Annotated in this window: 9 protein-coding genes; 6 read left to right on the top strand and 3 right to left on the bottom strand. The window is 48.2% G+C overall.

The features are described 5' to 3' along the window. Positions 1-13 precede the first annotated feature (13 nt). Both IE117_RS21345 and IE117_RS21340 read left to right on the top strand, forming a co-directional pair. Positions 14-1,066, top strand: coding sequence for a DUF262 domain-containing protein (locus IE117_RS21345; RefSeq protein WP_189567047.1), 1,053 nt, complete (start codon positions 14-16; stop codon positions 1,064-1,066). A 1-nt stretch (position 1,067) separates the two neighbouring features. Further along, positions 1,068-1,934 carry an SIR2 family protein gene (locus tag IE117_RS21340; RefSeq protein ID WP_189567045.1) on the top strand — a complete coding sequence of 289 codons (867 nt, stop codon included), beginning with the start codon at positions 1,068-1,070 and terminating at the stop codon, positions 1,932-1,934. Positions 1,935-2,019: 85 nt separating this feature from the next. On the opposite strand, the gene IE117_RS21335 is transcribed toward IE117_RS21340, so the two are convergent. Beyond that, entirely contained in the window at positions 2,020-4,476 is a 2,457-nt protein-coding gene (locus tag IE117_RS21335) for a hypothetical protein (RefSeq protein ID WP_229581259.1), read from the bottom strand. Positions 4,477-4,710: 234 nt separating this feature from the next. Between IE117_RS21335 and IE117_RS21330 the strand changes: the two genes are divergently transcribed. Both IE117_RS21330 and IE117_RS21325 read left to right on the top strand, forming a co-directional pair. Next, positions 4,711-5,031: a helix-turn-helix domain-containing protein gene (locus IE117_RS21330; RefSeq protein ID WP_189567043.1), complete on the top strand. Its 321-nt coding sequence runs from the start codon at positions 4,711-4,713 to the stop codon at positions 5,029-5,031. Continuing rightward, positions 5,028-6,266, top strand: coding sequence for a type II toxin-antitoxin system HipA family toxin (locus IE117_RS21325; protein WP_189567041.1), 1,239 nt, complete (start codon positions 5,028-5,030; stop codon positions 6,264-6,266). Before IE117_RS21330 ends, IE117_RS21325 begins: the two co-directional genes overlap by 4 nt. A 250-nt stretch (positions 6,267-6,516) precedes the next feature. Here IE117_RS21325 and IE117_RS21320 read toward each other — a convergent pair whose 3' ends face one another. Both IE117_RS21320 and IE117_RS21315 read right to left on the bottom strand, forming a co-directional pair. Next, positions 6,517-6,894, bottom strand: a complete 378-nt coding sequence (locus tag IE117_RS21320; protein WP_189567039.1) for a nuclease A inhibitor family protein — start codon at positions 6,892-6,894, stop codon at positions 6,517-6,519. A gap of 38 nt (positions 6,895-6,932) precedes the next feature. Further along, positions 6,933-7,748, bottom strand: a complete 816-nt coding sequence (locus tag IE117_RS21315) for an XRE family transcriptional regulator (protein ID WP_189567037.1) — start codon at positions 7,746-7,748, stop codon at positions 6,933-6,935. 80 nt (positions 7,749-7,828) lie between these two features. On the opposite strand from IE117_RS21315, the gene dinB reads away from it, so the two are divergent. Both dinB and IE117_RS21305 read left to right on the top strand, forming a co-directional pair. After that, positions 7,829-8,968 (top strand): DNA polymerase IV, encoded by a 1,140-nt coding sequence (dinB, locus tag IE117_RS21310; protein WP_189567035.1) that lies wholly within the window; start codon positions 7,829-7,831, stop codon positions 8,966-8,968. Between the two features lie 99 nt (positions 8,969-9,067). Further along, entirely contained in the window at positions 9,068-12,010 is a 2,943-nt protein-coding gene (locus IE117_RS21305; protein ID WP_189567026.1) for a DNA polymerase III subunit alpha, read from the top strand. The last annotated feature ends 216 nt before the right edge of the window (positions 12,011-12,226 follow it).

Below are 12,226 nucleotides of genomic sequence, written 5' to 3'. Positions count from 1 at the left end.
TTCCCTTGTATTTATGGTTGTTATTGTCAAAACATGGAAAATTTTAGATTTTATAAAAATTAATAATGAGATCAATGAACAACCCCCCTATCAGAGAGGTGAAGTTTGGTCCCTTGATAAGAAGAGGCACTTGATTGATTCTATCCTTAGAGGGATTGATATCCCTAAGATATATTTGAGGAAACTTTACAGCGGGCCATACAAATACGAGGTTGCCGACGGTCAACAAAGATTAACAGCCATACTAAATTATAAAGAAGATAAGTTTAGTCTCGATAAAAAGACAGTAAACGGTCTCGATCTCTCGAACTTAGGCTCATATAAGATCGGAGGAAAGAAATTCTCTGAGTTAGATTCAACTCTAAAAACTAAGTTTGACAACTTTGAGCTCACAGTTGCTATTGTAGAAAATTCAGATAACGATGAAATAAGAACGCTATTTGGAAGGCTTCAACTCGGAAGTGCACTAAATCAAGCGGAAAAAAGAAATGCAATTATTAGTGTTGTTGGTGACCACATTAATAATTTTGCATTAAATCATGATTTCTTTGCGTCATCGAAAATTGCTGTTTCGAGATATAAGCATCAAGATTTTTTGGCTCATGTAATTGCTTTAATAAAATATTCAAACAAAGAACCATTAAAAGGAGATTTGCTTACAAAGTTATATTTGGACACGGATATTTGCTTGTCAACAAATGACTTAAAAAACATTGATTCTGTTCTAGATCATTTGAAACTTATTGACCAATCATCACCTGTCAAGGTAGTCAATAAATTTACATTCATTGACTTCTTTATGTTTTTTTATAAAAATCTTGATAACTGTAATAAGGTTGATTATAATCATATTGCAAGAACGTTTTCCAAGCTTGAAAAAGACAGGAAATTTTATCAGAATAATAACCCTGAGCAACTACTAACGAAAACAGATTTTATTCAATATCATAGAGATTTATATTATTATATCGATGCATATAGAAATAATGGATCAGATCCAAATAAAATAGAAACACGCTCGAAGGTATTTAGTAATTTATTTAGTGATTTTTTGAATAAAGAATGATATGGCATTCGACGTTAATATAGTTCCATCGGAATTAATAGAAAATTTTCAAGAGGGAAGAGGCGCTATTTTTGTGGGCGCTGGATTGTCAATTGATGCAGGGTTTCCTAGTTGGGGAGGGTTATTAAACGAACTGATCGACGAATCGAGAAAATTAAAATGGATAAATGATGATAAAATAAATCAATATGTTGATCTCATTTCGGATTCGAGTAAATTTTTGTTCGTCGCAGAAGACTTAAAGTTAGAACTTGGAACCAAATTTTGGGACTATATGAGTGAGCGGTTTGCAGAACATGATAAGACTCCAACACTGAATCATGAATTAATTGTACAAATTAATTCGAGCCTGCTAATCACTATTAATTATGATGATTTATTAGAACAGGCATATACTAAGGCTTATGGAAAATACCCTCCAAAGTTTATTTATAATCAAAGTAGAGAGGCTGCTAATAACTTCTGGAAAAATCGTTTCTTTATTTTGAAAGCTCATGGGGATGCTTCGCTAGATGTTAATACGCTAATACTCACACAAAAAGACTATCGCAAAACACTATATAGAGAATTAGGGTATAGAAGTTTAATTCAAGCAATTTTTACAACCAAATCTATTTTATTTGTAGGAGTATCAATGAATGATCCTGAGTTTAATCAACTTATTGATTATCTTCATGATTGTTATCATGGAGGCGGCCCTAAGCATTATTTATTACTTGATGAATCTGAAAATAATAGTACGATTGCAAGGCGTTATTCAGAAGATTTTAATATTCTAACTATTTCGTATCAAAATCCATTAAAAGACTATAAGGAAATTACAGAATTTTTGTCTTATGTACAAACTTCTTGTCCTGCTAAAATTTGAAAAAATAGTACAATTAGTTTCTTTAAGCTATTATAAAAGTAGGCACAGTCTGCCTATTATTTATTTAATTGGTTTTATATACAAATCATCCCAACCCCTCCATAATATCATTCATTCCAAAGTTCAGGATAAACGAAGTATAGTGATTATCAAAAATATCCATCAAATAAGCTGACAGCTCCGTTTCTTGCCCTTGTTGTCTCTTTTCATCAGTTGGTAGCGAAAACTCGTATTTTCTATTTCTGGAAATTGTGTACAGAAATAGTACATGGAAAAACACAGAGGTGTAGTATTTTCGATTAGCCACTTCAATCTGCTCTGTCGTTTTATATTTTGACAGGTACGATTTGAGTACGCTACTATCCATGTTGATATAGATACTTTCCAGCAAGTCGCCCGATGCCATCGGATACATTACCTTGTTGTGGTTCATTTCTTCCGGGGCGTTCTCTGAAAATTTTGCCCAGGTGAAAGTAGTTTCATCTCTTGGCTCTTTGTAAACTAAAACCATTTCTGGTAGTCCCATTTGTTCTTCTTCGGGCTCAGGCTTTGGGGCTTCCTGTTTCGGTGTTTCGGGATCGGTGATTTTAGCCCAAAATATCTCTTCAAACTCCTCTCCGGCTCCGGTCAGCGTCACCTTCAACTCCATGTCCTCACCTACCCGCACGTCGGCTTTGGGATTTAGGCCGATGCGGATAGTGCCCTCCTGTGGGCTTGACGTGTGAACGTTGAAAAATTCGCTGACTTCAAGCTTTTCGCCTTTCTCGCTTCCACCCTCGGTTTCGTTACCTTTCACCGAAAGCAGCGATATCTTGATACTTCCGGGTTCATCAATCCGGTCGAAGTAGTTATTTTCTACGTCCGTATCAAAACGAATTATTTTTTCAGTTCCCCTCGGAATATTCACCGCGCGGATACCGTTTTTATCGGCGATTTTGACTTTAAAGACCGAAGGAAAGCGCTCGGGCTTGAAGGGTTCTTTTATTTTTTGCTCTGATTTTGGTTTTGCCTTGGGAGATTCCCCTTTTTTCGGTTCCTCGGGTTTACTATCGAGCTTAAAAGTCTTGTTCAATAGCTTCATCAAGTCACTATTAAGAGGGAGATTCTTAGTAAATGACTTGATTAACTCTTTCGAATCGGATTGCTCGACGGTAATCCCTTCTTTTCGTTTCTTCTCAATTTCGGCCAAACGACCGTCTTTTGCACCTAGCTTCTTAGCAAGGTAGCTCCGAAGATCGCGCGTTTCGTTACCATCCTTCAAGCGGTCACGTGAAGCCATGAACAGCTCATTCCTAAAATCAATGTCCACGTTAGTGCAATCGACATGTATGAGCAGGTGATTTTTCAGGAGATTCATTTTTAAAGAACGAGTGATGAACTCCGACGTATAATGCCCGTGTACTTGTCCATTGACCGAGAACAACACAGCCATGTTGTTTTTGAAGAACTCGCTGTTGATCGTATTCTTGGTTTCCGTCACCGACTTTTCATCCACCTTATTCTTAAAAACGTAGCAAGTCACTTTTACCTGACCATTTTTCCCAAACAGCTCGTCGACGTACGTTTCGGAAAAATAGTCTTCGATGTACTTGTTTTCATCTTGCTCCAAACGCCGCTTCAGTCCATACAGAGGACGTTCCAGATTGATGTCTTTTGGGTACCTTTCCTTTGTATCGACGGTCAAAATGGGCAAAGCAGGTTCAAACAAATACTCATTCAGGCTCTGATTAAGGTCGCGCGAAATGACGGATCGGCTTCCGGCAGGCAAGTCATAAGAGTAGAGTTTAATGACGGTACCCGTTTCAAACTTTCGGTTATACAGCCCTAAATCCAATTGATCAATTTCAAAATACGGGATATGACCGTCGAGTTTCAGGTATTCGTACCAAGTATTCTTCTTAGTTGTCTTTTCCTCGTCGCTTAGGGGATGGCTTCGTACAAGCGTAAAACCAAATGCTCCCGACTTATCGAACTTACGAGAACCGATGAGTTGGTACCTTTTCTTGCCGCAGAAAACGATCGAGCCGCTTCCGCCCATATTATACTTTCCCTGTACAAAATGAATTTCATTCTTATTGCCACGCAGCAAGGAAAGGAAAGTATTTTCAAAGTCCTGAGGATGTTGTCCTTCGCCATTGTCGTAAATAATGAGTGAGGTACCCAACTTGGGACCGTCAGCCAGGATTTGCAGATTTTCGGCCTGTTTCTTTCTAAATCCTGGCAAATCCCAATCCCGAGAATTAGGAAAGAATTGAGATACGGCCTCTTCCATGGAACGAGGAGCCTTAGCGGATTTCGGATCGATGCCAGCCTCGTAGCATTGACGGGTCAAAATAGCATCAATTGAGTTGGTCAGCTTCTCGATCAACGCCGCAATCGAACTCGATTGCTGATTTTCGATAACGCCATAATTGCTAGGATTCCCGCCCAAGGGGTACCAATTAGCGTCTTCAAAAATAGTGGGATGCTTTTTCAGCAGAGATTCCACTTCCGATTCGGTACTAGATTGGTAGAGGGCAAAGAAAAGTTCGCGGTGGGTCATGCGTGGTGGGGATATAAGAGGGAGCAGGTTTAGGATTTGATAAAGTTTGGTAACCAAATGTATTGTTTTTTGATTGATTTTTAGGCTATTCCCAATCTGAGCTTGAAATTAGTCAACCGTAAAAGTCAGCTCTGTCATCTATCCGAATATTTCTCGCAACCGCTTTGGATATACCAATGATAATTATCATAATTGTGGTAGTTATAAGTTAATTAATTTATAATTAACATAATTATGGTATTTATTACTCCAAATGACATACTGTTTAAACTACCTGCGCTGCTTCGGCAGCGCAGGGTAAAGCAGGGCTTGACTCAGAATCAGCTTTCCGAAAAAGCCAACGTTAGCCTTTCGGTAGTGCGCAAATTTGAGCAAACCGGGCAGATTTCTTTGGAATCCTTCATCAAACTGGCCTTTGTCCTCGATCTTACTGATGCCATTTTGCAGGGAATTGAGCAAAACCATCAGAATTCTAAAAGCATTGACGAAATTCTGAAGAGCAAAGTCAGCGACGGCTCGAAGCAAACCATCCGAAGGCGCGTGCGCAACTCATGAAACGCAACCCTAAACCCGTAGAACTGCTGCACGTAGCGCTGGACTTTGGCGATCGGGCTCCCCTGTCCGTGGGCCGCTTGGTGCCGGATAATGGCCGTATTTATTTCGAATATGATCCCGAATTTCTGGATGGGGGATTACAAATCTCCCCCTACAAACTACCCTTAAAAACGGGTACTTTTTCCTTTGAACCCTCGCTATTCGAAGGGTTATCGGGGGTTTTCAATGATAGTCTGCCCGATGGGTGGGGACGCTTATTACTGGATAGGTTGTTACGATCCAATGGTGTCTTGCCCGAAACATTTTCTCCTTTGGATCGCCTGGCTCACGTGGGCAAAACGGGTATGGGCGCATTGACCTATTTACCCGATTATGGCGGCTCTTCCTCGGTTGGGGACCTTGATCTGGACGAGCTAAATGAGCAAACGAAGGCGGTTTTGCGCGGTGAAAGCAGCGATGTGCTGGAAAACCTCATCCAGCTGAACGGATCTTCGGCCGGAGCGCGGCCCAAGGCCCTGATTGGATTCAATCCGGGCGAGAATTCCATCATTCAGGCCGGTGAAGTGCTACCTTCCGGTTATACGCCGTGGATCGTAAAATTTGGCAATTCCAGGGATGGGGCCGATGCGGGGGCCATCGAATACGTGTATAACCTGATGGCTCTGAAAGCGGGATTGGAGCTTCCCGATTTTCATCTTTTTAAAAGCAAAGGCAATGCCGGATATTTCGCCGCAAAACGCTTCGATCGACTTCCCGAGGGGAAAAAGCTGCACGTTCATACGGCCTGCGGGCTATTGCACTCGGATTTTAGAATCCCGGCTCTGGATTACGAAGACTTGATCAGAGCGACTTTGTGGCTGACCAAGGATGTGCGTCAGGCGCAAAAAATTTATCGCTACGCCGTGTTTAACGTTTTGGCCCACAATCGGGATGACCATTCGAAGAACTTTTCTTTCCTGATGGATAAAAAAGGAGTGTGGCGGGTTTCGCCCGCTTACGACCTGACGTTCTCTTCTGGTCCTGCTGGTCAGCAAAGTATGTTGGTGGCTGGTGAGGGACAGCAGCCGGGCAAGGCTGATCTGCTGAAATTGGCTCCGCACGCAGATTTATCCCGGAATGAAGCAATTCGGATTTTGGAAGAGGTTCAGGCTGCTCTGGGGGAATGGAAAAATCTGGCTACCAATTATGGCGTGACAAACGACAATATTCAGCTTATTTCGAAACGCATAAATTAGCTGGCAAGAACCCCTTTCACTCCACCGCTAAAACCGGAATATCCATCGCCCTCGAAAACCGCGCGGGATTCTTCGTAACAATCCTGATATTCCTGATCCAGGCGGTCGGCCTTTCGAGGGCTGGTTATGAGTCATAGCCGATAGTCACTATCAGGTATTGCCGAAATCATCGAAAATGGCCCCGTTCACCGGCGGTTCTTGTTTATACTCTTGAATTAATACCAAAGAAATTGAACGGATTTGCTGATTCTCAGGTGCGAACGGCCATTGTTTTTAGTCCCGTGATACTACCTTCTGACTGGCCAATCAGGTAGAGCCCAACCTCCACTTCCCCAACCTCGAAGTACCGGATGCCTTCCAGATTTTCTTCTAAAATCCTTTTTAGCTCGACAAAGCGGGCGGTTCGCTGCTTTTCTTCCTCTTCGTACCAGTCTCGCTCAGTGGTGACGGGCGACCAGAAACGCTCCGGCAGCTCTTCCACAATCGTATCCGTCGCTTTCAGGCCCAACAGTTCTGCGAATTCCTGTACGTTGATCTCTCTCTGCCCCTCACTCGATATGCATAGGAAATATATGGGTTCATCCGATTCACTGGGGTAGAGCAGGTTTTCCAGCAGGGGGACGATCATTTCGGGTAATGATGTTTCCGGTACCATCGGCATGTTATTCAGTGGCTGCGTTCAATTTTCATCTGCGTGACTTCCCTTTGCAGCAATAGTACCATTTTCAAAAGCTGTTCCATGGTAGTTTCCGAAGCCGGAATTTCCCGGCTCTGGAAGCTGTGGAACTGCCATACTTCCAGGACGTCGCCGCTTTCCACTGTGTAGGGCTCGTAGAGAGGGTTGAGCGACCGCAGTAGCAGGCGACGGTCATCGAGCAGTGTCACCAGCTTGAACACGAAGTCGCCCTCGCCGCGCAGAATCAGCACACAGGGTGTATCGGCTTTCAGGCTTGTCCAGTCTTCGGTATACTGCCCCACCACCGTGCTACCGTCCGGCACGGGTAGCATTGAGTCGCCCGAGATAGGAAACATGCGGAAGGAGTGACCGGCCGGCAGGTCGGGCAGGGTGAGCCGGGGCAGGCTGGCGATAAACTCCGGGTCGGCGTAGCCATCGCGATAGCCTGCCTTGGCCCGCACTGGTACGTACTCGACGTTCTCCCGGTTTTCGCTATCCACTGTGATGGCCAGCACCCTGATTTGGCTGCCCTTCATGTAGATGTCGTTACCTGCTTCCAGCTCCCGCAATTGCAATTCGCCCAGCCGCGTCAGGTCCACTTTTAACAGACTGTCGACGCTGATCTTGAAAAAGTCCGAAAAGGTCAGGTAGTCCTCCGGTTGGGGAGCTTTTGTCTGGCCATTTTCCAAAGCATTCAGCTTCGAGCGGCTCAGACCCAGCGATTCGGCCAGCGATTCCTGGCTCAGTTTCCGGCGCTCCCGCAGGAACTTCAGGTTAGGGCCGAAAAATATTTTTTGTCGATCCATTTTTCTTTTGCTATTATTACGCTCAACACTTTGACACGATTAGTGTCAAAGGTAATAAAAGACCACTATATCCACAAATTATGGAAAGACAAATTGTACACTGCGACCTCGACACCTTCTTTGTGTCCGTCGAGCGGCTGCTCAACAGCAGCCTGAATGATAAGCCCGTCCTGATCGGCGGCAGCGGCGACCGGGCCGTGGTGGCCTCGTGCAGCTACGAGGCGCGGCAGTTCGGCGTCCACAGCGCCATGCCCATGCGGCTGGCCCGGCAGCTCTGCCCCGAGGCCGTGCTGGTGCGCGGCGATTTCGACCGTTACAGTCAGTATTCTGACACAGTCACGGAAATTATTTCCGAAGCCGCTCCCTTGGTGGAGAAGGCGAGCATCGACGAACACTACATCGACCTCACCGGCATGGACCGCTTCTTCGGCTGCTGGCAGTGGACGCGGGAGTTGCGGCAGCGGATCATAAAAGAAACCGGGTTGCCGATTTCTTTCGGACTTTCAACCAACAAAACGGTCTCGAAAATTGCCACGGGCGAGGCCAAGCCGAGCGGAGAGCGGCAGGTAGGGTGGGGAAGTGAGCGGGCTTTTCTGGCCCCACTCTCCATCCGCCGCATTCCGATGATCGGCGAGAAGACGTACACTCAGCTCCGCAACCTGGGCATCTCGAAGGTGGGTACTTTGCAGCAGGTACCCGTGCGGACGATGCAGAAGGTGCTGGGCAAGAACGGGGTAACGATTTGGAAAAAGGCCAATGGTATCGACGACAGCCCGGTCACGGCCCACGCGGAGCGAAAATCCATCAGTAAGGAACACACCTTCGAGCGCGACACGATCGACCTGGCGCAATTGCGGCGGGTCATCCACGGTATGGCCGACGAGCTGGCCTTCGACCTGCGGCGCGACGGGCGGCTGGCCCGTTGTCTGACGCTGAAAATTCGGTACAGTAATTTCGACACCCATACCGTGCAGGCGCGCCTGCCCTGCACCGCCTCGGAACGGGTGATGACCGAGAACGCTCTGGAACTCTTCGCCAAGCTTTATTCAAGACGGATGCTCATCCGGCTGGTGGGCGTGAAGCTGAGCGACTTGGTGCACGGACACCAGCAGACCGACCTCTTCGAAGACTCGGCCACTGATCTGGCGCTGACCCAGGCGATGGACCGGATGCGGAACCGCTTTGGTGAGAAGGCCGTGGTCTGGGGGGCGGGGTTTTAAGGGGAGGGACGAAATAGCAAAGTTCCAAAGTGGCAAAGGCGGTTCCGCGATTCAAAGTGAGCTTGCGCCCGTTCAAACACTGAAAAAATCCACACTTCCGTGCTCCTTAACCTTCACAGCTATTACAGCCTGCGCTACGGTACCATGAGCGTCGCCGACCTGGTGGAAGGGATGCGGACGTACGGCTACGACATGGCCGTGCTAACCGACATCAACAACAGCACCGGGACGCTGGAATTTGTCAAAGCCTGCCGCGAGGCCGGGCTGCTCGCCCTGGCGGGTATGGAATACCGCGACGGGGACCGGCTGCTGTACACGGGGATTGCCGCCAATGAGATAGGATTCCGGGAGCTGAACGAATTGATGACGTGCTGCAACCGTGACAAAGTACCGCCGCCGGAAACCGCCCCCGCCTTCGACCGGGCCTTCGTAGTTTATCCCTACGGGAGCCGGGAGCCTGACATCTTGCGGGACCACGAGTACATCGGCGTGCCGCGAGCCGCGTTAAACCGCGTCGCCCGGGAGCCGATCGCCCAGCGGGCGCGCTACGTAATCCACAGCCCGGTTAGCTTTCGGGACGGGGCCGCCCACCGGCTGCACACCCAACTGCGGGCGATCGACCACAACCTGCTTATCTCGCAACTACAACCCGGCCAGATTGCCGATCCCAGCGAGGTATTCGTACCGAAGGCCGAACTACTGTGGCAGTACCGCAACTTCCCGGACATTATTCGCAACACCGAGCAGCTGTTGCAATCCTGCTCGTTCTATTTTGATTTTGATAAGGCTAAAAACAAGAAAACCTTCACGGGAAATCCCTACGATGACAAGCTGCTGCTGCAGCGCTACGCTTTCGATGGCCTGGCAAGACGGTACGGACCGCACGACAAGGTCGCCCGGGAGCGGGTACAGAAGGAAATCGAAATCATCGACAACCTGCATTTCAGTAGTTATTTCCTCATCACCGACGATATCTGCCGCTACGCCGTCCGGCGCAACTTTCATTACGTCGGACGAGGCAGCGGGGCCAACTCCGTCGTGGCCTATTGCCTGGGCATCACCGATGTAGACCCTATTGCTCTGGACCTGTACTTTGAGCGTTTCCTCAATCCCAAAAGAAAAACCCCGCCCGACTTCGACATCGATTTCAGTTGGGACCAGCGCGATGAGATGTACGACTTCATCTTTAAACGATACCAGTCGGGCCACACCGCCCTGATGGGTGCCATGAGTACCTTCCGCTCCCGCTCTATTTTACGGGAGTTGGGGAAAGTGTATGGGCTGCCCAAGGGCGAGATCGATCGGCTTGTTCATGAACCGGAAAGCATGATGAACAAGAATGAAGTCGTGGACATGATTCTGTCGGTGTATAGCCAGATGGAGGATTTCCCCAACCAGCGGACCATCCACGCCTCGGGGGTACTTATTTCGGAACTACCACTGACCAACTACTGCGCCCTGGATTATCCGCCCAAGGGGCTGCCCACCATGCAGTTCGACATGTACACGGCCGAGGACATCTGTTTTGAAAAATTCGACATTCTCTCCCAGCGTGGCATCGGCCATATCAAGGAATGCGTGAAGATAGTGGCGGAAAATCGGGGTGTAAAAGTGGACATCTCGCAACCGCATGACTTCCTGGATGATCCCAAAATTGCCGATCAGTTGCGCAGTGCCAACACGATCGGCTGTTTCTACATTGAAAGCCCGGCCATGCGACAGTTGATCGCCAAATTGAAATGCGACAACTACCTCACGCTGGTGGCGGCCAGCTCCATTATCCGGCCCGGCGTGGCCAGCAGCGGGATGATGAAAGCTTACATCGAGCGTCACCACGACCCCGGAAAAGTGCAATACCTGCACCCGGTGATGGAGCGGGAGTTGCAAGAGACTTACGGCGTGATGGTCTATCAGGAAGACGTCATGCGCATCGGCCACCATTTCGGCGGGCTGGATTTGGCCGATGCCGACGTGCTGCGGCGGATGATGTCGGGAAAGACCCGCAGCGCCAGCCATCTGGCCGAAATCGAGGACAAGTTCTTCGCCCATTGCCAACGAATGAACTACCCCGAAGAAACCTCGCGCGAAGTCTGGCGGCAGATGGAATCCTTCGCCGGATACAGCTTCAACAAGGCCCACAGCGCCAGCTTCGCCGTGGAAAGTTACCAGAGCCTGTATTTGAAAACCTACTTTCCCATTGAGTTCATGGTGGCCGTGCTGAACAACTACGGCGGCTTCTACCAGCGAAAGGTATACGTCAACGAACTTCGCCGGGCGTGGGGCGACGTTCACCTGCCCTGCGTCAACCGAAGCCAGTACGGAGCGTCGGTGCAGGGAACCGTTGTGCATCTGGGCTTCGATTGTCTTCTGAATCTTGAGAGTGGTCTGGCGCAGCGTATCCCGAAGGAGCGTGAGAGAAACGGGAAATACAGTAGTCTGGAGAACTTTGCCCTGCGCACCGGGGCCAGGCTGGAGCAGCTCGTCGTTCTGATCCGTAGCGGGGCTTTTCGCTTTCTGGGCTCGGGTAAAAAGGAACTACTATGGGAGGCGCATTTGCTGTTAAACGGCCGCAAAAACGATAGCTCCAATACTCCGGCTCTTTTCGCCGCCGAATCCGAAAAACCTATGCTTCCCGCGCTGGAAGGTTCTTTGCTGGAAGACCTGTACGATGAAATCGAACTACTGGGTTTTCCGGTGTCAGCTTCGCTGTTTTCGCTTACCCGCAGCGATTATGCAGGTGAAATTCTGTCCAGGGACTTGACGAATTATACCGGGCGGACGGTGCGAATGGTGGGAGATTTTGTGTGTTCCAAAACGGTGCGTACCAAGCAGGGTAAGCTGATGAAATTCGGTACTTTCCTGGACACGGAGGGAGATTTTTTTGATACGGTGCACTTTCCGCCTTCTCTTCAAAACTACCCACTCTACGGCAACGGCGTGTACCTGGTGGAGGGCAAAGTGGTGGAAGACTTTGGCTGTCCGGGCATCGAGGTGCAGCGGGTGGCGCGGATGCCCTTAAAACCTGACCCTCGGGGCATGTGAGTTGGATATGAGGTAGTTTGGTCGATCAATGCAGTTGATAGTAGTTTTTTAATCAATCAGTCTTCAATTATTGAGCTTGCTTGCTGCCGCAAAAATGTATCGACAAATGCGTCGTCGATCAGGTCGGGATAGGCCTGTAAAACGCGATCGATCGCCTCCGCTTGGCCCGCCGAAAGGCGTTCTTCGGGATTGAGGCACCAGGTACCCGCCAGAATG

Origin of the sequence: Persicitalea jodogahamensis (assembly GCF_014651615.1) — a bacterium.
Classification (GTDB): Bacteria; Bacteroidota; Bacteroidia; order Cytophagales; family Spirosomataceae; genus Persicitalea; species Persicitalea jodogahamensis.
Note: the sequence above shows the minus strand (reverse complement) of the source record. Positions and strands in the feature narration are given on the sequence as shown.

What these genes read in the sequence shown, in the direction of transcription:
- IE117_RS21345 (WP_189567047.1), top strand. Translation starts at nt 14, where the DNA reads ATGGTTGTTATTGTCAAAACATGGAAAATTTTAGATTTTATAAAAATT.
- IE117_RS21340 (WP_189567045.1), top strand. Translation starts at nt 1,068, where the DNA reads ATGGCATTCGACGTTAATATAGTTCCATCGGAATTAATAGAAAATTTT.
- IE117_RS21335 (WP_229581259.1), bottom strand. Translation starts at nt 4,476, where the DNA reads ATGACCCACCGCGAACTTTTCTTTGCCCTCTACCAATCTAGTACCGAA.
- IE117_RS21330 (WP_189567043.1), top strand. Translation starts at nt 4,711, where the DNA reads ATGGTATTTATTACTCCAAATGACATACTGTTTAAACTACCTGCGCTG.
- IE117_RS21325 (WP_189567041.1), top strand. Translation starts at nt 5,028, where the DNA reads ATGAAACGCAACCCTAAACCCGTAGAACTGCTGCACGTAGCGCTGGAC.
- IE117_RS21320 (WP_189567039.1), bottom strand. Translation starts at nt 6,894, where the DNA reads ATGATCGTCCCCCTGCTGGAAAACCTGCTCTACCCCAGTGAATCGGAT.
- IE117_RS21315 (WP_189567037.1), bottom strand. Translation starts at nt 7,748, where the DNA reads ATGGATCGACAAAAAATATTTTTCGGCCCTAACCTGAAGTTCCTGCGG.
- dinB (WP_189567035.1), top strand. Translation starts at nt 7,829, where the DNA reads ATGGAAAGACAAATTGTACACTGCGACCTCGACACCTTCTTTGTGTCC.